Source organism: Pseudomonas sp. QD4 (assembly GCF_049199125.1).
GTDB lineage: Bacteria > Pseudomonadota > Gammaproteobacteria > Pseudomonadales > Pseudomonadaceae > Aquipseudomonas.
The window spans coordinates 28,794-54,773 of record NZ_JBLZOM010000004.1; the positions used below are offsets into that span (position 1 = coordinate 28,794).

The following is a 25,980-nucleotide window of genomic DNA, read 5'->3' on the forward strand; positions in this document are numbered from 1 at the left end:
AACGCCCTGGGCACTCAGTGCTCGCCCAAGAGCGCCAGGAACCGTTGGTGCCTATCAAGAATGGAGAAACGTGGGTGATTACTGAGTGTGTGGTCGTCACCGGTTGTTCGGAGCCCTATTAGATAATGCGGCCAAGTTCATCCAGGCTTATCTGAGGTATTACATCCGAAGGTATGCGTGAGGAGTTGGATAAGTTGTAGACCTGAAAGCGATCACCCATCACTTTCTCGGAAACTATTTCGAAGGAAGGCAAAATTCTGGTGAAAAAATGTTGATCCAGTCCACAGGGGGAAAGATCCGTAGTCCTGTCTTCGTAAAATCGTCTTGCTGATTGGTTGAGGTCGACTCCCACCATTACTGCTTTGGTAAAACCCGCGTGATAAGCAATTTGCAGTGCCAGATAAGCCACTGTGCGGGCATCAAAGAAACCCCGCTTCAGATTTTTACTGAAGCCAATTCTGCGATTGCGGCGACTGAAGAAATTGCGGTTCCTTATCAACTCCTTGTCTTCGCCCATTAACTCTGTCCAGGAAAGTTTGGGGGCTTTACTTAGCAGAAACACCTCCCCCCTTGGAGTAATGGAAGAGGCCCGTAAATGCTCTTCCCACAAAGCAACCCGCTCACTAATCAACATCGCCTGGGAAAACAACTCGGGCTGCTGATTGGAGAAGTCCCTATCGGTACAGGTATAGAAGAACGGTTTGACTCCAGTGCCAACAAACTTTGAAATCGCCCCATTCATGGTAATCATTGGGACGTGAGCAAAATCCTCAGGATGAAAATCCTTGGCAGATGCACCCGAGGCAATAATAAACACAGTGCCTTGCTGGATGTTACGACAATCATCCAAGTCGCGAATATTGGGAATGCAACTCATTTGCACTCATCCAACCTTTGAAGTCATCTGGCTCAACATCAGATAAATCACACTACTAACCCCTTCGCGCAGAAAACGAAAAATTATATACAGACAAATCCACACAAAAAACCAACACATGTAAAAAATAATTACTCAATCTAAATCGATAGCAAACAAACTCAATCATCGAATCATATTGATAGCATTGAACTGATTGGTATCAAATTGCTTACATTGACCACTGAGGCGGCGAACTTCGGATAAAGAGCGGCGATAAAGCAGACTTAATCTATCAAGCGGGGAAAGACGAGGCCTTATCATACTCTGCGGAAGCTAGAGCGTGCAGAAAGACTGCAAAAAAATCGGGCGCTTGCCCGATACACCTCTGAAACCCTTCGGCACTTGATGTCGATTCGGCCCGATCAATTCAACGGCGACCTGAGATACCGGTCCAGGCAGGGAAAACAGCACGAGACCGTGCCCGGGAGGACTGACCCTGACCACCGAATTGCGAGCAAAAAAAAACCCGGAAATCCTCACTTGCGTGGGCCTTCCGGATTTTCTAAACCGCCAAAAATGGTGGGTCGTGTGGGATTCGAACCTACGACCAATTGGTTAAAAGCCAACTGCTCTACCAACTGAGCTAACGACCCGCTGTGTGGTGGCGCGTATAATACTGATTTCTAACGGGAATTCAACACCTTATTTGAAATAAATCAGAAATAAGGTGTTGGGTCAGTAATCCCGGCTGCGGAAAAGCCTTCTGCGCGCAGGCGGCAGCTGTCACATTTGCCGCAGGCGTAGCCTTTATCGTCGGCCTGATAGCAGGAAACGGTCAGCCCGTAGTCGACCCCCAACTTGCTCCCCGCCTTGACGATTTCAGCCTTGCTCAGGTTCTGCAGGGGCGCCTGGATGCGAAAGCCCTGCCCCTCTACACCGGCCTTGGTCGCTAGGTTGGCCATGCGCTCGAAGGCCTCGACGAACTCGGGGCGGCAATCCGGGTAGCCGGAATAATCCACAGCGTTGACGCCGATGAAAATGTCGCGTGCGCCCAATACTTCCGCCCAGCCCAGCGCCAGGGAAAGAAACACGGTATTACGTGCAGGCACATAGGTGATCGGAATGCCTTCACTTGGGCCTTCCGGCACAGCGATCGCGCTATCGGTCAAGGCCGAACCACCGATGCCATTCAGATTCAGGCCGATGACCTTGTGTTCAACCACCCCCAAGTCGCGAGCCACGCGCTCGGCCGCCTGCAGTTCGGCGCGATGTCGCTGGCCATAGTCGAAGCTCATGGTGTAGCAGCTGTAGCCCTCGGCACGGGCCATGGCCACCACCGTGGCCGAGTCCAGCCCACCAGACAGGAGGATTACCGCACGCTTCTGCGTGGAGGGAATGTCATCTGCTTGCTCGGTCATATCAGCGCCCTGGCTCGTCGTTCCAAAGATATTTGTGCAACTGCAATTGCAGGCGCACAGGCAGGTTGTCCGCCACCACCCAGTCAGCCAGGTCGCGTGCGTTCAGGTCATGGTGGCTGGGGGAGAACAACACCTCGCCTGCACGCCGCTCAAGGCCGTACTGGATCAGCTTGGACACAGCCCAGTCATAGTCTTCACGGGAACAGATGACAAACTTGACCTGATCGTTAGGTGTCAGCAGGTCGATGTTTTCGTAGCGATTGCGCCGAACCTCTTCCGACCCGGGAGTCTTCAGATCAAGCACCCGACTGACTCGCGAGTCGACCGCAGAAATATCCAGCGCACCACTGGTTTCGAGGGAGACCTCGTAACCCGCGTCGCACAACTGTTTGAGCAAGGGAATGGCGTTAGGTTGCGCCAGCGGCTCGCCACCGGTGACACAGACATAACGCGGGCGGAACTCGGCAACCTGCTCGAGGATGCTGTCCAGCGTACGCAGGGTGCCACCGCTGAAGGCATAGGCACTGTCACAGTACTGGCAACGCAACGGGCAACCGGTCAGGCGCACAAATACTGTGGGCAGCCCGGCAGTCCGAGTTTCCCCCTGCAACGAGTAGAAAACTTCGGTGATTCTCAATGTGTCTTGCATAGTCGCCACGGGCGTAACAGCTAAACAGGCTGTCCGCCTCCGTCAGGCACTTCAAGAGACTCCGCCAACGCGTGAGCCCCAGGAAGCGTGTTTCATAAAAAGGGCATGGATTCTAACGAAAAAACCCGCGGCAAGCGCGGGTTTCTTCAAAACGGTCAAGCCATGATTACATGCGTTGCAAATCGCGCTGTGCCAATTGAGCAGCGGAAGTGCCCGGATATTGCGCAACCACCTGCTGCAGAATGCCTTTGACCCGGTCGGTGTGACCCAGGCGGCGCTCTACGTCAGCCAGTTTATACAGCGAGTCCGGCACTTTGGCGTGCTTGGGGTACAGCTGGGATACCTTGGCAAAAGCCTGACCCGCGCCTTGCAGGTCGCCCTTGGCCAGGTTCACTTCGCCCAACCAGTACTGGGCATTACCCGCGTATTGGCTGTTCGGGTATTTACGCAGGAAAGCGCCAAAAGCCTGGCTGGCCTTGTCGAAATCCTTGGCTTTGATCAGGTCGAAAGCTGCATCGTAATACAGCTTTTCCTTGGCCGGATCACCCGGTTCACTGCTGGCTGCAGGGGCTTGTGTCGCAGCTCCGGCAGCCGCACCGGCGGTATTATCACCACCGGCAGAAGAATTATCAGGAGTGGCGGCAGGTGCAGCGCCAGATCCAATGCGCCGATCAAGATCCTGGTATCGCTCCAGGTTTTCCTGCTTCATGCGCGAAACATCATTTTGCAATACTTCAATCACACCTTGTTGCCGTGCGATTTGCTCCTGCATTTGCTGCAGTTGCTGGAACAGCTCGCCCTGTGCCGAGACAGGGGTCGAAACCCCTCCCCCGGCATAGGCGCCGTTCGTACCATAACCCGCTGGCGGATAACTGCCCCCGCTATTGTTATAGCCTGAGTTGTTATCGACCACAGGAACCGCAGCCCACGCCGCAAGCGGCGCGAGGCTGAGAGCCAAAATAGTTACAGCACGACGGCACGTTCGCATGACGAATTACTTACGCAGTTCGACGCGACGGTTTTGAGCCCAGGACTGCTCGTCGTTGCCGGTAGCAACTGGACGCTCTTCGCCGTAGGAAACCAGTTCCAGCTGAGCTGGGGAAACACCTTGCAGTACCAGGTAGCGCTGAACGGCTTTCGCACGACGCTCGCCCAGTGCCATGTTGTACTCACGAGTACCACGTTCGTCGGTGTTGCCTTCCAGAACAACGCGAGCGCCGTTTGCTTTCAGGTCTTTGGCGTGAACGTCCAGAGCGCGCATGGCTTCTGGCTTCAGGTCCGAGCTGTCGTATTCGAAGTAGAAGGTGGTGATTGCGCGCAGAGCAGCTTCTTCGCTCAGGGAGCCGTCAACTGCACCAGTGTTAGCGCCGTAACCAGCGTTTGGATCAACAGCGCCTTCGCCAGCGTTGTCGCCGCCTTTGGAGGAGCAACCTACAGCTACAGCCATGGCCAGAGCCAGCGCAGCAAACTTACCAAACTTCAGCATTTCCATCGTGAAACTCCTAATGAACCCCAGTGTGTTAAGTAAAACGTGTAGCGCCGCGTCAGTTCAGGTAAGGGGACCAGGAAGGTTCTCTGACTTCGCCTTGTGCGGTAGGAAGCGGGAGCCTTACGCGTCCATTAATGGACACGAGCATCAAGACTCCCCGGCCCTGCTGGCGGGTGGCGTAGATTACCATGGTGCCGTTGGGCGCAACAGTAGGCGACTCATCAAGTGTGCTATCTGTAAGGATTTTTACGCTTCCGCGCTGCAAATCCTGAGCCGCAACCTTGAAGTTTGTGAAGCCGTCCTGCCGGTGAATCATTACCAGCGTCTTTTCATCCGCCGACAATTTCGGGTTGGCGTTGTAGTTACCAATAAAGGTCACACGCTCTGCACCACCGCCGCTGGCGCTGGTTTTGTAGATCTGTGGCTTGCCGCCACGGTCCGAGGTGAAGTAGATGGTCGACCCATCCTTACCCCAGAAAGGTTCGGTGTTGATACCCGGGCCACTGGTGACACGGGAGATCTGACGCGAACCCAGGTTCATCACATAAATATCCGGGTTACCGTCCTTGGACAGCACGAAAGCCAGGCGCTGACCATCTGGAGACCAAGCAGGAGCACCGTTCAGGCCTTCAAAGTTGGTGATCTGCTCGCGGCGGCCGGTGTCGATGTGCTGGACAAAGATGCGCGGACGCTTCTGTTCGAACGACACATAAGCGATACGCTTGCCATCCGGAGCAAAGCGTGGCGACAGGATCGGCTCACGGGATTGCAACAGAGTCACCGCACGCGCACCGTCGTAGTCCGATCGTTGCAGGGTGTAACGGGTGTTTTTCTCGGAAAACCGCTCAGCCGTCACATACAGCATGCGTGTCGAGAAGGCACCCTTGATACCGGTGAGCTTTTCGAACGACTGGTCGGCGATGTAGTGGGACATGTCGCGCAGTTGATCGATGCTGCCCGACACGCTGCCGGTCAGCACTTGCTGCTCGGTGGCGACGTTGAACAGGGCGTATTGCACCTGCAGGCGACCGCCCGCCGGAACAATGCTGCCGACCATGATGTACTGGGCGCCCAGGGCCTTCCAGTCACGGTAGATGACTTCGCTGGCCTGAGTCGGCAGGCCGATCATGTTCTGTTTTGGAATCGGCGAGTAGTAACCCGAGTTGCGCAGGTCGTTACCGATGATTTCCGCCATGTCGTCCGGCAGCACGCTGCCACCCTGCCAGCCGAAAGGAACTACGGCGATAGGGGTGGCCCGGTCACTACCGCTAGTGACCAGAATGTTCTTTTCATCCGCTGCCGCTATCCCTGCCATACAGCAAATAACGACAAGCATTCCTCGAAGAAGGTTTCTCACAAGGCTAGATCCTCAGGTGTGAATGTCATCTTGAATGAACGATAGGGAGCGAAATCGCTCGGTTTCATTCCCTGCATTTCTGTCAAACGCCCAATGTTCTTGACTGCCGCCACCGCCGAAGCGTCGAACGGACCGTCACCACTGGACTTGGATACGCTGACCGTGGTCACCGTACCGTCAGGCAACATGCCGATTTGAAGCACAACCGTCATACCCTTGCGTGCCGAAGGAGGACGAGCCCACCCTTCTGCCGCCCGAGCACGAATCAGATCGTCGAAACTGCCCGCGACTTCATCGCCCTGCTCATCGGCCAAGGCCTGCTGGCGCTGCGGCGTGTCGGAAAGCAAGTCAGCCAAGGCCTGAGCCTTTTTCTCTTCGGCTGATTTACGCGCGGCTTCCTGCGATTTCTTCTTCGCAGCATCGGCGGCAGCTTTCTTCTTCGCGTCTTCGGCGACTTTTTTCTTCGCCTCGTCAGCTTCAGCTTTCTTCTTGGCGTCTTCCGCGGCTTTTTTCTTCGCGTCTTCGACTATCTTTTTCTTCGCTTCTTCAGCGGCCTTTTTCTTGGCCTCTTCTTCAGCGGCTTTCTTGGCTTCTTCTTCGGATTTCTTCTTGGCTATATCAGCCAATTGTTTCTCTTCAGCTTTTTTAGCTTCCGCGGTCTTCTTCGCTTCGTCGGCTTTCTTGGCTTCATCAGCCTTTTTTGCCTCGTCCGCTTTCTTCGACTCGTCCGCTTTCTTTGCTTCTTCGGCTTTTTGAGCCGCTTCTTCTTTCTTTTGTTCCGCAGCCTTCACCGCTTCCTGCTCGACCTTCTTCTGCTCCATCTGTTCGACTTCGGTCTGACGCGCGGCGGATTTCTTCGCCTCACCCGCAATCTTCTGATTGGTCTGGGTGGTTGCCTGACTTTTCGATTTCAGCTGATACAGGGTCGCCTGGACAATCGGCTTGGCCGGTGGCAACTCAGGCGTAAAGGCAAAGCTGACGAACAGCATGCCAAATACCAGAATGTGCAGGCCTACTGCCCAGACACTCGGCCAGAAGTAGCTTTCCGAGGCGGACGGCTCTCGCTGTTGGTGCATCAGGGCGCCTCGGTAATCAAGCCAACGTTACCGACCCCGGCTTTCTGCAATCCGCCCATGGCCCCCATCACGGCACCATAGTCGACGGTCTTGTCGCCGCGAATGAACACCTGGGTGTGCTTGCCGCCTTCATTGCCGGCACGGATGATCTTGGTCACCGCGTCGGTCATTTGCGGCAAGGTCATCGCCTTGTCCTGCTGCTTGTCGGTATCGACTTCGCTGCCAAGGTTCCAGTAATAGGTCTTGTCAGCCTTGATCGAAATGGTCAGGACCTGGGTGTTGTTGTCTTGCGGCAAGGCTTCGCTGGAAACCTTGGGCAGATCAACCTTCACCCCCTGATTGAGCATCGGCGCGGTCACCATGAAGATGACGAGCAGCACCAACATCACGTCGATGTAGGGCACTACGTTCATCTCGGCAACCGGCTTGCGCTTTTTGCGAGCTCGAGCGATTAAAGCCATTGGAAATTACCTGCTTATTCTTCGCTGGTGTGCACTTTACGGTGCAGGATCGCCTGGAACTCATCGGCGAAGGTGTAGTAGCGGCTGGTCAGGGTTTCGCTGCGCGCGGCAAAGCGGTTGTAGGCGATAACTGCCGGAATCGCCGCGAACAGGCCGATTGCGGTGGCAACCAGGGCTTCGGCGATACCCGGGGCCACAGTGGCCAGGGTCGCTTGCTGGGCGGTAGCCAGGCCACGGAAGGAGTTCATGATCCCCCACACCGTACCGAACAGGCCGATGTACGGGCTCACGGAGCCAACGGTCGCCAGGAACGGCAGGCCGGTTTCGAGCTTTTCTTCTTCGCGGGAAATAGCCACGCGCATGGCACGGGCGACGCCTTCCATCACGGCTTCCGGGTCAACGCCGGGCTGCTGGCGCAGGCGGGAGAACTCTTTGAAGCCAGCACGGAAAATCTGCTCCACACCCGAATCCGGGTCCGGGTTGCTGCCAGCCTGACGATAGAGTTTGGACAGGTCGATACCCGACCAGAAGCGCTCTTCAAAGCTCTCCAGGGCACGTCGACCGGCACGCAGCATATTGCTGCGCTGAAAAATCATGACCCATGAGGTCACCGATGCGGCCACCAGAATCAGCATTACCAACTGCACCACGACGCTGGCATTGCTGACCAAGCTCCACATGGAGGAATGGTCGACGACGTTAGCTTCCACGCTTTATCTCCTGCTCTGAGTGTGTACCCGCGCCGCTCACGTCGGCAAAGGCCGCACGTAGAGCTTCGGGAATGGCCCGGGGTTTCAAACTATCGGCGCGCACACAGGCCACCAAAAACTGCCCTTCACAGAGCAGCGCATTATCCGTAGCCCGCCTGACCTGCTGTTTAAAGCGCAGGCTGACCCGGTTCAATTCGATTACTTGTGCACTTACCAGAAGTTCGTCATCCAGTCGCGCCGGCGCGTGGTAGCGCGCTTCGCTGGAATGCACGACGAACAACAGGTTCTCCCCTGCCAGCTGCGATTGGGCGAAGCCCAGATCACGTAGCCGCTCGGTTCGAGCCCGCTCCATAAACTTAAGGTAATTAACGTAATACACGATGCCGCCGGCATCGGTGTCCTCGTAATAAACGCGACAACGATGTGCGAACGACTCAAGCCCGTTTTGCGCGCGCATACTCTAGTGCTTACTCCTCAGGTTGCCAATCCGGCCAGGCAACTGTTTTTCATTCTCCTGCGCCTTTCTTGCGAAAGAACGGTCATGCCTGCCCCTAGGACAGCACAAACCTCGAATAAATCGACACAGGACGAGTTTTTAATCGTCTACGGCATCGAGGAATTCGTCTACCACAGGCATCTCCCCCAATCGTGACGGGATGTTAAGACCGAAGTGCAAATAGGCATGCCGAGTCACCACGCGCCCACGTGGCGTGCGCATGATGTAGCCCTGCTGGATCAGGTACGGCTCGAGCACGTCCTCGATGGTGTGCCGTTCCTCGCTGATCGCTGCCGCCAGACTGTCGACCCCCACCGGCCCGCCATCGAACTTCTCGATCATGGTCAGCAGTAGACGTCGGTCCTGGTGGTCGAAGCCACGTTCATCGACGTCAAGCAGGTTCAGTGCAAGATCGGCAATCGGCTTGGTGATATGGCCCTTGGCCCGGACTTCGGCGTAATCGCGCACCCGACGCAACAGGCGGTTGGCGATCCGCGGCGTGCCTCGGGCACGACGGGCGATCTCGAACGCACCGTCCGGGTCCAGGGGCAACCCCAGAATCGTCGCTGAGCGTCCGACAATGGTTGCCAGATCGGCGGTGCTGTAGAACTCCAGGCGCTGGACGATACCAAAGCGGTCACGCAACGGGTTGGTCAGCATCCCCGCACGGGTAGTGGCGCCCACCAGGGTGAACGGTGGCAGGTCGAGCTTGATCGAGCGCGCCGCCGGGCCCTCGCCAATCATGATATCGAGCTGGAAATCCTCCATCGCCGGATACAGTACTTCTTCGACGATTGGTGAAAGCCGGTGGATCTCGTCGATAAACAGTACGTCATGGGGTTCCAGGTTGGTCAGCAGCGCCGCCAGGTCTCCCGGACGCTCCAGCACCGGACCCGAGGTGCTCTTGATCGACACCCCCATTTCCTGGGCGATGATATTGGCCAGGGTGGTCTTGCCCAGGCCCGGCGGACCAAAGATCAGGGTGTGATCCAGCGACTCATTGCGCCCACGGGCCGCCTGGATAAACAGCTCCATCTGCTCGCGCACGGTCGGCTGGCCGATGTACTCGGCCAGGCTGACAGGGCGAATCGCACGATCCTGGACTTCTTCGCGGTCACGGGGGCCCGTGGCGGCGATCAGACGATCAGCTTCAATCACTTAAATCATTCCCTTCAGGGCGCGGCGGATCATGTCTTCGCTACTCAAACCTTTTTCCTTGATGGCAGATACAGCCTTGCTCGCCTCCTGGGGCTTGTAACCCAGGGAAATCAGCGCGCTGACCGCATCGGTCTCGGCACTGGCCACTGGCGCCGGCCCGTCCGGCTGGTTGGGCACCAGGGCAAACATGCTCGGTACGGTTTCCCAGGCCTTGAAGCGGTCCTTGAGCTCAACCAACAAGCGCTCGGCGGTCTTCTTACCCACCCCTGGCACCTTGGTCAGCGCCGACGTGTCCTGGGCTTGCACACAACGCACCAGCTCATCGACTTCCAGACTGGACATCAAGGCCAGGGCCAGTTTCGGCCCGACACCATTGAGACGGATCAACTCGCGAAAAAAGTCTCGCTCGCGCTTGGTGCTGAAGCCGTAGAGTAACTGCGCGTCTTCACGCACGACCAAATGGGTGTGCAAGGTCAGGGGTTCGCCGACCGACGGCAGGCGATAAAGCGTGGTCATGGGCACTTCAACCTCATAACCCAGACCGTTTACATCAAGAATCAGATGCGGCGGCTGTTTTTCAGCCAAATTGCCGCGCAAGCGTCCAATCACGTTTCAGATCCTTAAAGACTGGCCAGATTCAATGGCTGGCGAATAACCGAGCGAGCATGGCGGCCGGGCAGACAGGCGCACCAGGCTCCACTCCTGAATAGACTGCGCTGATGCTATCAGAGACGCAGGCGACCGCCACGACTGCGTGCCGTACCCAGGCCATGGGGCAACAGGCTGGAGCGGGTGTGAGCATGGCAGATGGCAATTGCCAGGGCGTCCGAGGCGTCGATCTGCGGCTTGCTGGTGAGTTTGAGCAAGTGCATGACCATCATCTGCACCTGCTCTTTATTGGCGCCGCCAGTGCCGGCCACCGCTTGCTTGACTTGGGTCGCGGTGTATTCGGCGATCTCCAGGCTTTCCTCGGCCCCCGCGACAATCGCCGCGCCACGGGCCTGGCCCAGCTTCAAGGCCGAGTCGGCGTTGCGCGCCATAAACACCTTTTCGATGCCCATGGTCACCGGGCCATAGGTCTGTATGACTTCGCGGACACCGCGATAAACGATCTGCAAGCGCTCGTGCAACTCGCCGCCACCGGTTCGAATGCAACCGGAGGCGACGTACACGCAGCCACGCCCGGTATCACGGACCACGCCATAACCGGTGATGCGCGAACCGGGGTCGATGCCAAGAATAAGAGTCATAACGCCTGCTGCTGGAAAGAAGTTGCCCGCCGACCGAAGCCGGAACCGCTAAAAGGCAGAAGCCGGAAGTACAGCACCGTTCGATCATCACGGCATTGCACCTCCGGCTTCATGAGTATTGCAGATGGATCAGCCGAGCTGCTCTGCCACCGACTCAGGAATATCCGCGTTGGAATAGACGTTCTGCACGTCATCAAGATCTTCCAGCATATCGATCAGCTTGAGGACCTTTTCCGCGCCTTCCAGATCCAGTTCGGCACTGGTAGTCGGCAGCATGACGATTTCCGCATCGTCGGCCTTGAATCCGGCGGCCTCCAACGAATTGCGCACCGCGTAAAAACCGCCGAAGGAGGTGAACACGTCGACCGAACCGTCCTCGTTGCTCACCACATCATCGGCGTCGGCTTCCATGGCGGCTTCAATCAGCGCGTCCTCATCGACACCCGGCGCAAAGGAAATCTGCCCCTTGCGCTCGAACAGGTAGGCCACCGAACCGTCGGTGCCCAGGTTGCCACCACACTTGCTGAACGCGTGACGCACGGCTGCTGCGGTACGGTTGCGGTTGTCGGTCATGCATTCGACCATCACCGCCACGCCGCCCGGTCCGTAACCTTCGTAGGTCAGCTCGACCATGTCGTCGGTATCGGCCGCGCCGGCACCACGTGCCACCGCACGATCGATGATATCGCGGCTCATGTTTGCGCCAAGGGCCTTGTCCAGGGCCAGCCGCAGACGCGGGTTGGAGCCCGGGTCCCCACCGCCCTGACGGGCAGCGACAGTCAGCTCACGAATCCACTTGGTGAAAATCTTGCCTTTCTTGGCATCCTGACGCTCTTTGCGGTGCTTGATGTTCGCCCACTTGGAATGACCTGCCATAACTTGCTCCAAATTCTCTTTGAAACCTTGTCCGCGACGCCCTTGCAGCGCGCGAACAACAAAATCCAGACCCAATAGAAAAAGGCGCACCCGAAGATGCGCCTTATCAGGTCAGCTTACTCAGCCTTGGGCTGTTCGCGCAGACGAATGTGCAGCTCGCGCAAGGCCTTGGCGTCTACCAGGCCCGGGGCCTGAGTCATGACGCAAGCGGCGCTCTGGGTTTTCGGGAAGGCGATCACTTCACGGATCGACTGGGCGCCGGTCATCAGCATGACCAAGCGGTCCAGACCGAAAGCCAGGCCACCGTGTGGCGGCGCGCCGTATTTCAGGGCGTCGAGCAGGAAGCCGAATTTCTCTTCCTGTTCCGCTTCGCTGATACCCAGCAGGCGGAAGACCGATTGCTGCATCTCTTTGCGGTGGATACGGATCGAACCGCCACCCAGCTCGGTGCCGTTCAGAACCATGTCGTAGGCACGGGACAGAGCGGTCGCCGGGTTGGCTTCGAGCTCTTCCGGGGTGCACTTGGGCGCGGTGAACGGGTGATGCAGGGCGGTGAAGCTGCCATCGTCGTTCTCTTCGAACATAGGGAAGTCGACGACCCACATCGGAGCCCACTCGCTGGTCAGCAGGTTCAGATCGTTACCGACCTTGATCCGCAGCGCACCCAGGGCCTCGCTGACGATCTTCGACTTGTCGGCACCGAAGAACACGATGTCGCCATCGACCGCACCAACGCGATCCAGGATCACATTGAGGTTGGCTTCAGGGATGTTCTTGACGATTGGCGACTGCAGGCCTTCGACGCCTTTGGCGCGCTCGTTGACCTTGATGTAAGCCAGGCCCTTGGCACCATAGATGCCAACAAACTTGGTGTAGTCGTCGATCTTGCTGCGCGGCATGCTCGCACCGCCAGGTACGCGCAGGGCGGCAATACGGCTTTTCGGGTCGTTGGCCGGGCCGCTGAACACCTTGAACTCGACATCCTTGAGCTGGTCGGCAACGTCTACCAGTTCCAGCGGGTTACGCAGGTCCGGCTTGTCGGAACCGTAACGACGCATGGCCTCGTCCCAGGTCATGTGCGGGAATTCGCCGAATTCCAGACCCAGCACTTCCTTGAACAGGTTGCGGATCATGCCTTCGGTGAGGCCCATGATGTCTTTTTCATCGAGGAAGCTGGTTTCGATGTCGATCTGGGTGAATTCAGGCTGGCGGTCGGCACGCAGGTCTTCGTCGCGGAAGCACTTGGCGATCTGATAGTAACGATCGAAACCGGCCACCATCAGCAGTTGTTTGAACAGCTGCGGCGATTGCGGCAGGGCGAAGAAGCTGCCGGCGTGGGTGCGGCTCGGCACCAAATAGTCACGCGCGCCTTCAGGGGTGGCACGGGTCAGGATCGGGGTTTCGACATCCAGGAAGCCGTTTTCATCCAGGTAGCGACGGATGCTGGTGGTCATGCGCGAGCGCAGACGCAGTTTTTCCAGCATTTCCGGGCGACGCAGGTCGATGAAGCGATAACGCAGGCGGGTTTCTTCGCCAACGTCGGAGAATTCGTTGAGCGGGAACGGCGGGGTTTCCGCTTCGTTCAATACTTCCAGCTCGTAGCCCAGCACTTCGATCATGCCCGACGCCATGTTGGCGTTGCCGGCACCGGCTGGGCGCAGGCGCACCTTACCGGTGATCTTGACTACGTATTCACTGCGCACACGGTCGGCAGCAGCAAAAGTGTCAGCGCGATCCGGATCGAATACCACTTGAGCCAGACCTTCACGATCACGGATATCGAGGAAAATCACCCCGCCATGGTCACGACGACGGTGGACCCACCCGCAAAGAGTAATTTCCTGACCTTCCAGGCTTTCGTTCAGTTGGCCGCAATAATGGCTGCGCATCATGGTAGTGGTTTCACTTCTCGTAATTCGAAATTCGGTGGGAGGCCTTGCGCACCTCTAAGGTGCCGGATAGTGCAAGAACTCGCGCGTGTCGTTCAACTTAGTCAGCTTTGTCGCCGCCGGCCAGATTCTTCTTGGTGCCGGTCTTGAAGTCGGTCTCGTACCAGCCGGTGCCGCTGAGGCGAAAGCCAGGCATGGACAGCATTTTCTTCAATTCGGGCGCCTGGCAGGCAGGGCAGTCGACCAGTGGATCGGCACTGATCTTTTGAATGGCTTCCAGCTGATGACCGCAGGAGGCACATTGGTAGTCGTACATGGGCATGGGACGTCTCGACAATCAGAATGGAGCTTGAACTGCAGTCAGAGCCCACGCCAAAGCCCGGGCTACGGAAACAAAGGGCGTGATTATATCCATTAAATCGGCCCTGTGCAGCCGTATCCGGGCACAGAGCAAGGTTCACAGTACCCAGAGTGGCACCCGCCCAGTGACAGACCGCACCGCAGTCATTGCTGAGCATCGGCCAAATGGCAGGATATAAAGGCAGCGCGACGACGAGTGACGCCAAACGGCACCACTCGTCCCCGGCGGTTAGCGGTTATCGAGCAGGGAGCGCAGCATCCATGCGGTTTTTTCATGCACCTGCATGCGCTGGGTGAGCAAGTCCGCGGTAGGTTCGTCACTGACCTTGTCCAGCAACGGGAAAATGCCGCGCGCCGTACGGGTCACGGCTTCCTGACCGGCGACCAATTGCTTGATCATCTCTTCGGCACTCGGCACGCCCTCTTCTTCCTTGATTGAAGACAGGCGGGCATAGATCGAGTAGGCGCCAGGTGCCGGGAAGCCCAGCGCGCGGATGCGCTCGGCGATCAGGTCGACTGCCAGGGCCAGCTCGTTGTATTGCTCCTCGAACATCAGGTGCAGGGTACGAAACTGTGGACCGGTGACGTTCCAGTGAAAGTTATGAGTCTTCAGATAAAGCACGTATGTATCTGAAAGCAGGCGGGAGAGGCCATCCACGATGGATTTGCGGTCTTCTTCGCTGATACCGATATCGATTGCCATGTTTATCTCCGTTGACAGGTTGAATTCACCAAACCAGGTGCCGAACCACTCTAGCAAGAGTCAATCACCCTCGCTGAGCGGATTTCCCTTGAGGCCTGCGGTCAATTGTCCCGCAAGCTGCGACGTGCCATCACTCGGCTGCGAAAGCTCACGATGGAACGACTGAAAAACGGTGCTTATTGAAAATGCGGGCGCCAGCTCTCTAAATCAAGGCTTTGCACGATACTGCAAAGATTTGCGCTCCCCGCCGCCGCCCTGCCCGCTCCCACCGACACCGCAGCTGATTTGAGAAGGCAAGGGCTTTACTGTTAAATAGGCACCGTGTCGTTGTTGCCTATTTCTTCGGCCACAACGCATAGGCTGATACCACGTACGTGCCCAACGCCTCCCATTGTTCAGAAGCGAACCGTGCGTCATCAGCTCTTCCTTGCGATCCGTCTTAACGTGAGTTAATTAAAATGTTGAAAATCGTCCACCTGCTAACGGGCGCTGCGGCTCTGCTGCTGTCCTTTATCCCCAGCCTTCGGTCTGAGGCCATTCCCTACCTGCAACAACCTGATGCTGTATACCTGGCCTTTTTCGGCCTGCTCAACCTCACTCTGGCTCCGGTTATCCCTTACTGGAACAGAGGTCCACGTCACCAACTGCAAAACCTGGTCAGCGCGCTGCTGGTTCTGGCCGTGGTCCTGCAGACACTCACCCTGCTCGCTCCAATGCCGGTCATCGGCGGCCAACCTGCCGTCCTGTTCAGCCTGCTGACGGCAGTGATTGCCGTAGTTCTGCACCTGGCGGTCAGCTTCTACAAGTCGTCACCGGCTGCTGCCTCCTCCCAAACCTATGACATGACCAATCGCGATACGGGCACCGTCAAATGGTTCAACACGTCCAAGGGCTTCGGTTTTATTTCCCGCGATTCCGGGGATGATATTTTCGTGCACTTTCGCGCTATTCGCGGAGAAGGCCATCGCGTCCTGGTCGAAGGCCAGCGCGTGGAGTTTTCGGTGATGAACCGTGATAAAGGCCTGCAAGCCGAAGATGTGATCGCCGCTCTGCCGCGTCGCTGATTCAGCCGAAAAAAAACCGCGTTGCAGCCTCGCTGCAACGCGGTTTTTTATTGCCCGGCCAATACACGACCTTGAATCAGTAATGCGGCGGCGGGGCCTCCTCCTCGAACGTTTCGAATTGACCGGCCATTTCCGCCTGGCGCTTGAGCAAGGCTGCCATCTGCAATTGCAGGCGCTCGACCACGCGCTGTTGCGCAACCAACACATCGTTCAGGGTCTGGATGGTGTCATCCTGAAACGCCAATCGGCTTTCCAACTCCATTACACGCTCATCAAGGCTCATGAGTCAGGCCTCCAGGAACTTGAAGTCATCGGCCAGCACCAGGCGCAAACGCTCACGAATAGTTGCCACCTGCTCGGCCGTGTAAGGCCGCGCCGGGTGCTTGCCCCATACCGGGGCTGGCCAGGCAGCATCGTCACGTCGCCGCACAATAACGTGCATATGCAGTTGGCTGACTACATTACCCAGGGCTGCCACATTCAACTTGTCGGCATCGAACGAGTCTTTGAGCAACTCGGCGAACGCCGTGGTTTCGCGCCACAGTTGTTGTTGATCAGCATCATCTAATTGAAACAACTCGCTGATGTCGGCGCGACGTGGAACCAGAATGAACCAGGGATAATTCGAGTCGTTGGACAACAGCAACCGGCACAACGGGAAGTCGCCGATAGGCAATGTGTCTTGTTGAAGCCGTGGATCTAAAGCGAACACCGCGCGCACTCCCGCTCAGTTCATCAAATTTAAGCTTGGTGCCCGACAAGGCTGGCAGCCTGCCTGGCGAAAGGATGCAGCATACCCGCGAATGCCTTCGGGTTCATCGCCATCCGCCCTGAACTGCACGCTGCGCTACACACCCTGCAAAAGAAAAGTCCATCGCCCCACGGCGGAACATTTTCAGCGCCAACGCACCATCAAAGCGCCGACCGTTAGGCGTGATCTCGATCGGGCACCGCGCCCGCTCGGCCATGGCAGCGTCTGCAATGGCACAACTGTATGAATTCGGCACAGCAGTCATGAACTTTTGCACCAAAACCGCACAGTGCGTCTACTCTTAGTGCGTCACGCATCCGCCGTTTACTCACAAACGGGGTGAACCGGTAACGTTTTTGATGGTCTCGCGATTTTTTCGCAGGGAGCAACACAACCCAAGAAGCGGCGTCAAGCCCGAACCAAAGGACCTTAAAACGCAGGTTTTATGAGGTTTTTACAGGCCCGGGCCGAAGGTTAAAAAAAAATCCGAGCTTTTGCTGATTTGAGCACGCTTGTTGCATTCACCCCCACATCGTCTAAAAGAGGCTCTGCGAAAGAGAACCGCTTATAGGCCAATAATAATAGTGGCAGGGTCGCCCCATGCTGTTTTGATTGCCCACGACGAGAGTCTTTCTTACGTCAATACGGCTTTCAAAAACGACGCTTTAGTTGTCAGTCCGAATACAGTTGGACTACGAAATTGCGACATGGATCGAGCAATTTGCGACAGGCTCGTAAAGAAGCCGAAAGGATAGATACGCAAGTATCGCCAACATTGTCAGCGTGATATAAGTTTGCGCCGACACAAAAAGAAAGAGCCGCCCAGATAATAAATCAGGTGGGACGGCAGTACTCTTCTAAAAACCAAAGGAGCAAATCACGATGCGCGTGATGAAGTGGAGCATGATCGCCCTGGCTGTTTCAGCAGGCACCTCGCAGTTCGCAATCGCGTCTTCTCAGGACGAAGCCAAGGGCTTCATCGAAGACAGCACCCTGACTGCGAAAACTCGCATGATGTACATGAACCGCGATTTCAAAAGCGGCGTAGGCAACGATCGTCGCGCTAACGGTACCAATACCACCAGCGATGACGGCATCAGCGGCTATCGCCAGGACACTGGCATCAGCGAATTGCTCAACTATCAGTCCGGCTTCACTCAAGGCACCGTAGGTGTCGGCGTGGACGCAATGGCAATGGGCAGCGTCAAGCTTGATGGCGGCGCAGGCCGTGCAGGTAACGGTCTGTTCGGTACCAACGGTGCCGGCGAACCAGAGAACACCCAATCCAAAGCTGCAGCAGCCGTCAAACTGCGTTTGTCGAACACTGTACTCAAGTACGGCAACCAGGTTGTATCCAGCCCGGTATTCACCACCGATGACGGCCGTCTGTTGCCTGAAATCGCGACTGGTACCTTGCTGACCAGCAACGAAATCAAAGGCCTGGAGCTGACCGCAGGTCGCTTCACCGCCATGAGCGGCCAGACCGGCATGGCTCGTGACAGCATCAACGGCCGCAACACCGTTGACGGTACCTACAAGCCAGGTCTGACCGTAGCCAACATCGCAGGCGCTACCTACTCCGGCCTTGAGAACTTCATCTTCGCGGTCCATGCGTCCGACGTTGAAGACTACTGGAAGAAGCAGTACATCAACGTGAACTACACGTTGCCACTGAGCGAAAAACAATCGCTGAACTTCGACCTCAACGCCTACCGCAGCAAAGACGACGGCAAGAAACTGGCCGGCGATCTGGACAACAAAGTCTGGAGCCTTGCAGCTGCCTACAGCATCGAAGCTCACAAATTCACCGTGGCCTACCAGCAGTCCAGCGGCAAGACCGGCTACAACTACGGTGTTGACGGCGGCGGTACTGTGTACGTAGCCAACTCGGTGCAGATCTCCGACTTCGTGGGTGAAGACGAGAAATCCTGGCAGGCTCGCTACGACATCAACATGGCGTCGTTCGGTGTTCCTGGCCTGAGCTTCATGACTCGCTACATCCGTGGTAGCAACGTCACTGTTGCCGACTCCAGCGATGGCACCGAGCACGAGTGGGACCTGGAAGCCAAGTACGTGCTTCAAGAAGGCCCGGCCAAGGACCTCTCGTTCCGTCTGCGTAACGCAATTTACCGTGGTAGCAACGCCGACTACCGTGCCGGTAACTACGACAACCTGAACGACCTGCGTCTGATCGTCGAGTACCCGCTGAGCATCTTGTAATTCAGCGACTATTCGATAGCGCTAGAGCCCTGCTCTAACAAAAACCGCCCACCTGATTCAGGTGGGCGGTTTTTTTATGCCTGACGCATAACAAACAACCAAACTACTAAATAGGTAGCTAACAAAGTTATGGCTGGTGCGGCAGCTAAAGTTGCGACGCAAACTTAGCCCAAAAGTTATTAACCCTGATTGCAGTACGCCAGAAACAATCAAGGGGCGTAACGCCCCTTGAGTTTATTGCAGATACTTGACTGATCAGACAAGTAATAAAACTGTCTTATTGCGGTGCAGCTTCCTGAACGACTCGAATGACTCGCTGTGGAAACGGGATATCGATCCCGGCCGCCCGCAATCGATCACGGGACAACTCGTTAAAGCGGAACATCACATCCCAATAGTCCGCAGTCTTCACCCATACCCGCAACGACAAGGTAATAGCGCTATCACCCAGGGTAGAAACCACAGCCACCGGTGCCGGGTCGGCCAGGACTCGTTCATCCTTGGCCAGCTCCAGCAACACCTCGCGGGCCTTCTGCAAATCGGCGTCGTAATCCACCCCGACATCAAACACCACTTTGCGGGTCGGTTGACGGTTGTAGTTGGTGATGATGCCGTTGGACAGATTACCGTTAGGCACGATGACCGTCTTGTTATCACCGGTGCGCAGCACGGTATGGAAGATCTGGATGCTGTCGACCGTGCCGCTGATGCCCTGGGCTTCGATCCAGTCGCCGATGCGGAAAGGACGGAACAGCAAAATCAGCACGCCGCCGGCAAAGTTTGCCAGGCTACCCTGCAACGCCAGGCCGATGGCCAGGCCGGCAGCACCGATCGCGGCCACGAAGGACGTGGTTTCGACACCAATCATCGAGGCCACGCTGACAATCAGCAGCACCTTGAGAATAATATTCGCCAGGCTGCTGATAAACCCCTGCAACGCCAGGTCGGCATTGCGCAGTGCCAGCAATTTGCCGACTTTGTGGGTCAACTTGTTGATCAGCCACCAGCCCACGGCCAAGGTAATGACTGCCAGCAACACGCGGCTGCCGTACTCCATGATCATCGGGATCCAGGCTTGGGAAGCCTTGACCAGATTGTCCACTTCAGCGTTCAAATCCATCTATATCTCCAGATTTCCGGGGTTCCGGCTTGCATGACTGAGTGGCAGAACAACCAAGCCCACACGCTCAATCGTTTCTGCCCTTGCTCCGGCCTCGGACGCCAATAAGGCCTGGAGGTTCCCGAAGCAGCCGATCAGTCGCGGAAGTTGTTGAATTGCAGCGGCATGCCGAACTCTTTGGCACGCAGGGCTGCGATGGCTTCCTGCAGATCGTCGCGCTTCTTGCCGGTGACCCGCACCTGCTCGCCCTGGATTGCAGCCTGAACCTTCAATTTCGCATCCTTGATATGAGCGACGATCTTCTTCGCCAGCTCTTTATCGATACCTTCCTTGAGGACCGCGTCCTGCTTCATCAATTTGCCCGATGCATAGGCATCCTTGACTTCAAGGCACTGCACGTCGATTTTGCGTTTGACCAGCGCCAGCTTGAGGATCTCGATCATCGCTTCCAGCTGGAAGTCGGCTTCGGCGGTGAGGTTGACGGTCAGGTCCTTTTCCTTGAACTCGAAGCTGCCCTTGCCCTTCAAGTCGTAACGACGGTCCAGTTCCTTGACGGCGTTTTCCACTGCGTTAGTGAGTTCGTGTTTGTCCAGTTCGGATACCACGTCAAACGACGGCATGTAGTCTCTCCAATAAAAAGGGGCGCAGCTCGATAAAAATGGAGCGCGCCTGGCTTGCGGTTAAAATCCGCGCTCATTATAACGGGTCTTTTCCCTCCTTCACCGCGAGCCACTCATGTGTTCGCCAAACAGAGCAGAAAGCTGATGAGCACCACCTGGCATGTACTCGGCGCCGGCAGCCTCGGCACCTTGTGGGCTACGCGACTGGCCCGGGCCGGCTTGCCGGTCAGGCTGATCCTGCGGGACCAGGCGCGCCTGCTGGCCTACCAGGCGGCCGGCGGGCTGACCCTGGTGGAACACGGCCAGGCCTGCGTCCAGGCAATCGCAGCTGAAACCCTGGATGCGTCGACACCTATCAAGCGGTTGCTGGTGGCGTGCAAGGCATACGACGCCGCGCAGGCTGTCGCTCACCTGGCGCCACGCCTGAGTGCCGACGCTGAACTGATCCTGCTGCAGAACGGCCTGGGCAGCCAGGACGCGGTGGCAGCCCAGGTCCCGCAGGCGCGGTGCATTTTTGCCTCGAGCACTGAAGGCGCCTTTCGCGACGGTGACTGGCGAGTGGTGTTTGCCGGCCATGGCTACACCTGGCTGGGAGACGTCGGCCACCCGGTCGCTCCGCCCTGGCTGGATGACCTGACCCACAGCGGCATTCCCCACGAATGGAGCGCCGATATCCTGACCCGGCTGTGGCGCAAGCTGGCCCTCAATTGCGCGATCAACCCGCTGACGGTGCTCCACGATTGTCGCAATGGTGGCCTGCAACAACACCAATGCGAAGTCGCCACCCTCTGCGCCGAACTCGGCGAACTGCTGGAATGTTGTGGACAGCCCGCCGCCGCCCAGGACCTGCAACAGGAAGTCGAACGGGTGATCCAGGCCACCGCCGCCAATTACTCGTCGATGCATCAAGACGTAGCCAGCCAGCGCCGCACCGAAATCAGCTACCTGCTGGGGTACGCCTGCAAGGTGGCAACCAGGCATCAGTTGAACCTGCCCCACCTTTTCCAATTGCAGCAACGCCTGATCGAACTCCTGCAACAGCGCGGATTGCCCAGCGACTGAGCAGCGGCTACGCTGCCCACTTGCTCATCCTTAGCGACGTTCCCTGATGCCATTGCGCCAGCGCCTTGAAAACCTGCCGGTCGGCCAAAAGCTGCTGGCAGCCCTGCTTGTCCTGCTGACCACGGTCTTGCTGGTCGCCAACCTCACGTTTATCAGCGCCGCCTACTGGATCTCCCAGGAAAGCATGGCACCCCAGGCCTTGCAGACCATCGGCCGCCTCATCTCCAACCCGACACTCGCCACCGAGGCGCTGGATTCGCCACAAAGCGCCGAACGCCTGCTCAACGAACTCAACAGCTATTCGCCGTTACGGGCTGCAGCGGTCTACGACGGCAAAGGCGCTCGCCTGGCGCAGTTGCAACACGGCGAGCGGCTCAAGCTGCCAGAACGCTATCGCCATATAGAAGCCTGGCAACTTACCGAATTCCGCAGCAACCAGGTGATTACCCTGCCCCGCCCCGGCCAGGCTCCCGGGCACTTGCTGCTGGTGGCCAGCAGCGAACTGCCGATGGCCTTCTACACCGGCACCCTTACCGCCAGCCTGGGGATCCTGATCTTCAGTGTGCTGTTGTGGCTGGTCATTGCCCGACAGATCAAGCGCCTGATCACCCAGCCGATTCATCAGCTTGAAGAGCTGTCGCGACAGGTCACACGCGAGGAAAACTACGCCCTGCGGGCCGGGCGCGGCAACCACGATGAAATCGGCAGCCTGGCTGAAGCCTTCAACACCATGCTGTCGCGCATCGAAGCCCGCGAACAGCAGCTCAAGCGCGCTCGCGATGACTCCCAGGCAGCCTATGACCAGGCCCAGGGGCTGGCGGAAGAAACTCGCCACACCAATCGCAAGCTGGAGCTGGAAGTCCAGGTACGGAGCAAAATCGAGAAGAAGCTCACCGGCTTCCAGAACTACCTGAACAGCATCATCGACTCCATGCCCTCGGCCCTGATCGCCCTCGACGAACAGCTTTATGTCACCCAGTGGAACCAGGAAGCCAGCGCCCTTTCCGGCACACGCCTGGACGAGGCGCTGAACCAGCCGATCTTCCTCGCCTTCGAGCCACTCAAGCCGTTCCTGCCACAACTCAAGGAAACCGTGGAGCAGCACACCGTGACCAAGGTCGAACGGGTCACCTGGTTCAAGGACGACGAGGCCAAGCACTACGCCCTGACCTTTTACCCCTTGATGGGCGGTGCCGGGCGTGGGGTGGTGATCCGCATCGATGACATCACTCAGCGCCTGTCACTGGAAGAAATGATGGTGCAGTCGGAAAAAATGCTCTCGGTCGGTGGGCTGGCCGCCGGCATGGCCCATGAAATCAATAACCCGTTGGGCGCGATCCTGCACAACGTGCAGAACATCCGTCGCCGCCTGTCCCCCGAACTGCCGAAAAACCTGGAACACGCCGAGCAGGTCGGCATCGAACTGGACACCGTCAACCGCTACCTGCAAAGCCGTGAAGTGCCGCAACTGCTCGACGGCATCCAGCAGGCCGGGGCTCGGGCAGCGAAAATCGTCACCCACATGCTCAGCTTCAGCCGTCGCAGCAACCGGCAGATGGCTCCCTGCGACCTGCCGGCGCTGATCGATCAGGCAGTGGAAATCGCCGGCAACGACTTCGACCTGACCATAGGTTTCGACTTCAAGGGCCAGGCCATCGTCCGCCAGTTCGACCCGCAACTGGGCCCGGTGCCCGGCACCGCCAATGAATTGGAACAGGTCCTGCTCAATCTGCTGAAAAACGCCGCCCAGGCCATTCACCTGCGTGAAGACGACAGTGAGCCGGGGCGGATTATCCTGCGCACGCGCCTGAACCCGCCCTGGGCGGAAATCCAGGTCGAGGACAACGGCATCGGCATGAGCGAAAACGTGCGCAAACGCACGTTCGAGCCCTTCTTCACCACCAAGGAAATCGGCCAGGGCACCGGCCTTGGGCTGTCGGTTTCGTACTTCATCATCACCAACAACCACAAGGGGCAGATGGAAGTGCACTCGACCCAGGGCCAGGGCACTTGCTTCACGCTGCGCCTGCCACTGGCCGGCGCCCAACTGCCCAACCCCGGACAACTGGAACTGGAGAGATAAGCATGGGCTTTCGCCTGTCGAAGATTTACACCCGCACCGGCGACAAAGGCGAGACCGGGCTTGGCGATGGCCGCCGGGTGCCCAAGGATCATCCCCGGGTCGAAGCCATCGGCGAAGTCGACACCCTCAACAGCCAATTGGGCCTGCTGCTGGCCGGATTGGCCGAACACAGTGTCGAGCACCCTGGCTTGAAGCAGGTCATCGAAGTACTCACGCCGTGTCAGCACCGGCTGTTCGATTTGGGTGGGGAGCTGGCGATGCCGGTGTATCAGGCGCTGAACACGGCAGAAGTCGAGCGCCTGGAAACGGCCATCGACCTCTGGAACGAGGAACTTGGCCCCCTGGAGAACTTCATTCTGCCCGGCGGCTCGGCATTGATAGCCCAGGCCCATGTCTGCCGCAGCCTGGCGCGTACTGCCGAGCGTCGCTGCCAACAGCTGAATGCGCTGGAGCCCCTGGAAGGCGTTGGCCTGGCGTATATCAATCGCCTGTCGGACTTACTGTTTGTCGCTGCGCGCCTGATCGCCAAGCGCCAGGGCATCGCTGAAATCCTGTGGCAGGCGGCGGAAAAACCCTCCGCGTGATCGGCCAACCGCCCCCGGAATGATTCTATCGAGGGCGGCTGACGGGCAACGGGCGCGTTTCAATCCGGCCAGAACGCACGAATCCCCGCCACGCCCTGGGCTCCGGCGGCCCACGCCTGCTGGCACTCGGCCGGTCCGACCCCGCCCAGCAGGTACACCGGCTTGTTGAAACCGCTGATCAACTGACTGGCCTGCTCCCACCCTAGCGGCTGGGCATCGGGATGAGTCTGGGTGGGCTGGACGGGCGACAAGGTGACGAAATCCACATCCATCTGCTGTGCCAGGGACAACTCCTCGGCATTGTGGCAGGAGGCCGCCAGCCAGCGGTCCTTGGGAAATGGTCGCCCGGCGCTGGCGTGCTTGCGCAGTTGTGCCGAGGTGATGTGCCAGCCTGCCGAAGGGAAATCCCCCAGCCACTCGAACGGTCCCTTGAGCATCAACTGCGCCTTGCCCGCACACAGGCCGACCGCATCCACCGCCAGGTCGCGGTATTGCGGGTCGTAGCCGTTGGGCGCACGCAGCTGGACCAACTTGATGCCGCCGGCGATGGCCTTTTGCATACCCCGCAGCAGCGCCGGGGTTTCCAGGCCCTCAGGGGTGATCAGGTACTCGGAAGGCAAGCGAGCGGCCGCCACGATCGGCTGGTTGGCTGCCGGAAACTCGTAGTTCGCCAGTTCTCGCGAGCTGACCCAGGCCAGAGGTTGCCCTTCCGCGCCATGGGCTTCACCGCTGAACGCCGATACTTCCCACACATCCAGCAGCACCTGCTTGTCCGGATAATCGTGCTGCACCTTGATCAGGGGTCGTGCCGCCTGCACCACAATCCCCAGTTCTTCCAGCAGCTCGCGGGCCAGCGCCACCTCCACCGCTTCACCGGCCTCGACCTTGCCGCCCGGGAATTCCCACAGGCCGCCCTGATGCTGGGTGTCGGCACGCCGGGCAATCAGGATCTTGCCGCTGACATCGCGGATAACGGCCGCGGCCACATGTACTCGTTTCACCGCACTATTTCCTCTAAACCGGCTTGCTGCCAGACCTTGAAGGCTGGCCATTGATAGATTGCCTCGACATAGGCCGCATCAACCGCCGGCAATGGCACCTGATAGGTCCGCAGGCGCACGGCGACCGGTGCAAAAAACGCATCCGCGAGAGTCGCAGGGCCAAACAGGAACGGCCCGGGCTCGGTTGCCGTGGCACGGCACTCGGCCCATAACGCCAGCATCCGCTCGATATCCGCCTGGGCCTCCGGCGGCATTGGCGACAGTGGCGCGTCACGTGCCAGGTCGAAAGGCAAGTTGCCCCGCAGGCCGAAGAAGCCGCAGTGCATCTGCGCACACGCCGAACGCGCCTGGGCACGAGCGGCAGTATCAAGCGGCCATAGACGGGCCTCGGGAAAGCGTTCAGCCAGGTACTCGGCAATCGCCAACGAGTCGGCAATCGTGCCGTGCTCGGTCTTCAGCAAAGGCACCTTGCCAGTCGCCGAATGCCTGAGCAGGCGCTCGCGGGTGTCGGGCTGGTTGAGTTTGATCAGCTCTTCGCTGTAGGGGACGGCGGCCAGCTCCAGCGCCAAAGCCCCGCGCAAGGACCAGGAAGAATAGAGTTTGTCGCCGATGATCAGGTGGAAGCTCATGGTCTGACACCTTGTGTGATGCGAGGGACAGCGGGCTTGCCAGCGCCGGCAAGCCGCCTCTGGCCCATGGAAGCCAGAAACAGCCTGTCGGCGCG

Annotated in this window: 28 protein-coding genes and 1 tRNA gene; 5 read left to right on the forward strand and 24 right to left on the reverse strand. The window is 58.2% G+C overall.

Going from position 1 to position 25,980, the window contains the following annotated elements:
* Positions 1-118: 118 nt before the first annotated feature.
* The 18 genes from ACOZJV_RS23090 to ACOZJV_RS23175 all read right to left on the reverse strand — a co-directional run bounded on the left by ACOZJV_RS23090 (position 119) and on the right by ACOZJV_RS23175 (position 14,751).
* Positions 119-877 carry a lipopolysaccharide biosynthesis protein gene (locus ACOZJV_RS23090; RefSeq protein ID WP_421548600.1) on the reverse strand — a complete coding sequence of 253 codons (759 nt, stop codon included), beginning with the start codon at positions 875-877 and terminating at the stop codon, positions 119-121.
* A gap of 559 nt (positions 878-1,436) precedes the next feature.
* Positions 1,437-1,512: transfer RNA gene (locus ACOZJV_RS23095), tRNA-Lys, on the reverse strand.
* 63 nt (positions 1,513-1,575) lie between these two features.
* Positions 1,576-2,277: a 7-cyano-7-deazaguanine synthase QueC gene (gene queC / locus ACOZJV_RS23100; RefSeq protein WP_421548601.1), complete on the reverse strand. Its 702-nt coding sequence runs from the start codon at positions 2,275-2,277 to the stop codon at positions 1,576-1,578.
* Between the two features lies 1 nt (position 2,278).
* Positions 2,279-2,926: a 7-carboxy-7-deazaguanine synthase QueE gene (queE, locus tag ACOZJV_RS23105; RefSeq protein WP_078471854.1), complete on the reverse strand. Its 648-nt coding sequence runs from the start codon at positions 2,924-2,926 to the stop codon at positions 2,279-2,281.
* Between the two features lie 166 nt (positions 2,927-3,092).
* Positions 3,093-3,914, reverse strand: coding sequence for a tol-pal system protein YbgF (gene ybgF, locus ACOZJV_RS23110; protein WP_201127533.1), 822 nt, complete (start codon positions 3,912-3,914; stop codon positions 3,093-3,095).
* 6 nt (positions 3,915-3,920) lie between these two features.
* Positions 3,921-4,418, reverse strand: coding sequence for a peptidoglycan-associated lipoprotein Pal (gene pal, locus ACOZJV_RS23115; protein WP_003178634.1), 498 nt, complete (start codon positions 4,416-4,418; stop codon positions 3,921-3,923).
* 52 nt (positions 4,419-4,470) lie between these two features.
* Positions 4,471-5,751 (reverse strand): Tol-Pal system beta propeller repeat protein TolB, encoded by a 1,281-nt coding sequence (tolB, locus tag ACOZJV_RS23120; RefSeq protein WP_177326775.1) that lies wholly within the window; start codon positions 5,749-5,751, stop codon positions 4,471-4,473.
* Positions 5,752-5,768: 17 nt separating this feature from the next.
* Entirely contained in the window at positions 5,769-6,848 is a 1,080-nt protein-coding gene (tolA, locus tag ACOZJV_RS23125; protein WP_020297266.1) for a cell envelope integrity protein TolA, read from the reverse strand.
* Entirely contained in the window at positions 6,848-7,300 is a 453-nt protein-coding gene (gene tolR, locus ACOZJV_RS23130) for a protein TolR (RefSeq protein ID WP_161955761.1), read from the reverse strand. Before tolR ends, tolA begins: the two co-directional genes overlap by 1 nt.
* A gap of 23 nt (positions 7,301-7,323) precedes the next feature.
* Complete coding sequence (tolQ, locus tag ACOZJV_RS23135) at positions 7,324-8,019, reverse strand: protein TolQ (RefSeq protein WP_020297264.1); 696 nt, start codon at positions 8,017-8,019, stop codon at positions 7,324-7,326.
* Positions 8,009-8,476 carry a tol-pal system-associated acyl-CoA thioesterase gene (ybgC, locus tag ACOZJV_RS23140; protein ID WP_020297263.1) on the reverse strand — a complete coding sequence of 156 codons (468 nt, stop codon included), beginning with the start codon at positions 8,474-8,476 and terminating at the stop codon, positions 8,009-8,011. Before ybgC ends, tolQ begins: the two co-directional genes overlap by 11 nt.
* A gap of 138 nt (positions 8,477-8,614) precedes the next feature.
* Entirely contained in the window at positions 8,615-9,673 is a 1,059-nt protein-coding gene (gene ruvB, locus ACOZJV_RS23145; RefSeq protein WP_020297262.1) for a Holliday junction branch migration DNA helicase RuvB, read from the reverse strand.
* Positions 9,674-10,282, reverse strand: a complete 609-nt coding sequence (ruvA, locus tag ACOZJV_RS23150) for a Holliday junction branch migration protein RuvA (RefSeq protein ID WP_020297261.1) — start codon at positions 10,280-10,282, stop codon at positions 9,674-9,676. It abuts the gene before it with no gap.
* A 116-nt stretch (positions 10,283-10,398) separates the two neighbouring features.
* Positions 10,399-10,923, reverse strand: a complete 525-nt coding sequence (ruvC, locus tag ACOZJV_RS23155; protein WP_020297260.1) for a crossover junction endodeoxyribonuclease RuvC — start codon at positions 10,921-10,923, stop codon at positions 10,399-10,401.
* 129 nt (positions 10,924-11,052) lie between these two features.
* On the reverse strand, positions 11,053-11,799 hold the full coding sequence (locus ACOZJV_RS23160) for a YebC/PmpR family DNA-binding transcriptional regulator (RefSeq protein ID WP_201127535.1): 747 nt from the start codon (positions 11,797-11,799) through the stop codon (positions 11,053-11,055).
* 116 nt (positions 11,800-11,915) lie between these two features.
* Positions 11,916-13,691, reverse strand: coding sequence for an aspartate--tRNA ligase (gene aspS, locus ACOZJV_RS23165; protein WP_020297258.1), 1,776 nt, complete (start codon positions 13,689-13,691; stop codon positions 11,916-11,918).
* Positions 13,692-13,788: 97 nt separating this feature from the next.
* On the reverse strand, positions 13,789-14,010 hold the full coding sequence (locus tag ACOZJV_RS23170; RefSeq protein ID WP_020297257.1) for an FmdB family zinc ribbon protein: 222 nt from the start codon (positions 14,008-14,010) through the stop codon (positions 13,789-13,791).
* A 267-nt stretch (positions 14,011-14,277) separates the two neighbouring features.
* A complete protein-coding gene (locus ACOZJV_RS23175; RefSeq protein ID WP_020297256.1) occupies positions 14,278-14,751 on the reverse strand; it encodes a Dps family protein in 474 nt (157 codons plus the stop codon).
* A 458-nt stretch (positions 14,752-15,209) separates the two neighbouring features.
* Here ACOZJV_RS23175 and ACOZJV_RS23180 point away from each other — a divergent pair, with 458 nt between their 5' ends.
* Positions 15,210-15,815, forward strand: coding sequence for a cold-shock protein (locus ACOZJV_RS23180; RefSeq protein ID WP_020297255.1), 606 nt, complete (start codon positions 15,210-15,212; stop codon positions 15,813-15,815).
* A 76-nt stretch (positions 15,816-15,891) separates the two neighbouring features.
* Here the strand turns inward: ACOZJV_RS23180 and ACOZJV_RS23185 are convergent, their stop codons facing one another.
* Positions 15,892-16,098: a SlyX family protein gene (locus ACOZJV_RS23185; RefSeq protein WP_078471858.1), complete on the reverse strand. Its 207-nt coding sequence runs from the start codon at positions 16,096-16,098 to the stop codon at positions 15,892-15,894.
* A 3-nt stretch (positions 16,099-16,101) separates the two neighbouring features.
* A complete protein-coding gene (locus ACOZJV_RS23190; protein ID WP_078472050.1) occupies positions 16,102-16,527 on the reverse strand; it encodes an HIT family protein in 426 nt (141 codons plus the stop codon).
* A 921-nt stretch (positions 16,528-17,448) separates the two neighbouring features.
* Here ACOZJV_RS23190 and ACOZJV_RS23195 point away from each other — a divergent pair.
* Positions 17,449-18,786 (forward strand): OprD family porin, encoded by a 1,338-nt coding sequence (locus ACOZJV_RS23195; protein ID WP_421548602.1) that lies wholly within the window; start codon positions 17,449-17,451, stop codon positions 18,784-18,786.
* Between the two features lie 277 nt (positions 18,787-19,063).
* Here the strand turns inward: ACOZJV_RS23195 and ACOZJV_RS23200 are convergent, their stop codons facing one another.
* Together ACOZJV_RS23200 and ACOZJV_RS23205 are read right to left on the reverse strand one after the other, a co-directional pair.
* Positions 19,064-19,906, reverse strand: a complete 843-nt coding sequence (locus ACOZJV_RS23200; protein ID WP_020297251.1) for a mechanosensitive ion channel family protein — start codon at positions 19,904-19,906, stop codon at positions 19,064-19,066.
* A gap of 134 nt (positions 19,907-20,040) precedes the next feature.
* A complete protein-coding gene (locus ACOZJV_RS23205; RefSeq protein WP_020297250.1) occupies positions 20,041-20,526 on the reverse strand; it encodes a YajQ family cyclic di-GMP-binding protein in 486 nt (161 codons plus the stop codon).
* A gap of 144 nt (positions 20,527-20,670) precedes the next feature.
* On the opposite strand from ACOZJV_RS23205, the gene ACOZJV_RS23210 reads away from it, so the two are divergent.
* Genes ACOZJV_RS23210 through ACOZJV_RS23220 form a run of 3 tightly spaced genes read left to right on the forward strand, consistent with a single transcriptional unit; the run spans position 20,671 to position 24,255 of the window.
* Positions 20,671-21,588, forward strand: a complete 918-nt coding sequence (locus ACOZJV_RS23210; protein ID WP_078471860.1) for a putative 2-dehydropantoate 2-reductase — start codon at positions 20,671-20,673, stop codon at positions 21,586-21,588.
* A 46-nt stretch (positions 21,589-21,634) separates the two neighbouring features.
* Positions 21,635-23,671, forward strand: a complete 2,037-nt coding sequence (locus ACOZJV_RS23215) for a sensor histidine kinase (protein WP_078471861.1) — start codon at positions 21,635-21,637, stop codon at positions 23,669-23,671.
* 2 nt (positions 23,672-23,673) lie between these two features.
* A complete protein-coding gene (locus ACOZJV_RS23220) occupies positions 23,674-24,255 on the forward strand; it encodes a cob(I)yrinic acid a,c-diamide adenosyltransferase (protein ID WP_421548603.1) in 582 nt (193 codons plus the stop codon).
* Between the two features lie 59 nt (positions 24,256-24,314).
* Here ACOZJV_RS23220 and ACOZJV_RS23225 read toward each other — a convergent pair whose 3' ends face one another.
* Together ACOZJV_RS23225 and ACOZJV_RS23230 are read right to left on the reverse strand one after the other, a co-directional pair.
* Complete coding sequence (locus ACOZJV_RS23225; RefSeq protein WP_201127548.1) at positions 24,315-25,256, reverse strand: Nudix family hydrolase; 942 nt, start codon at positions 25,254-25,256, stop codon at positions 24,315-24,317.
* Entirely contained in the window at positions 25,253-25,885 is a 633-nt protein-coding gene (locus ACOZJV_RS23230; RefSeq protein WP_421548604.1) for a glutathione S-transferase family protein, read from the reverse strand. Before ACOZJV_RS23230 ends, ACOZJV_RS23225 begins: the two co-directional genes overlap by 4 nt.
* Positions 25,886-25,980: the final 95 nt, after the last annotated feature.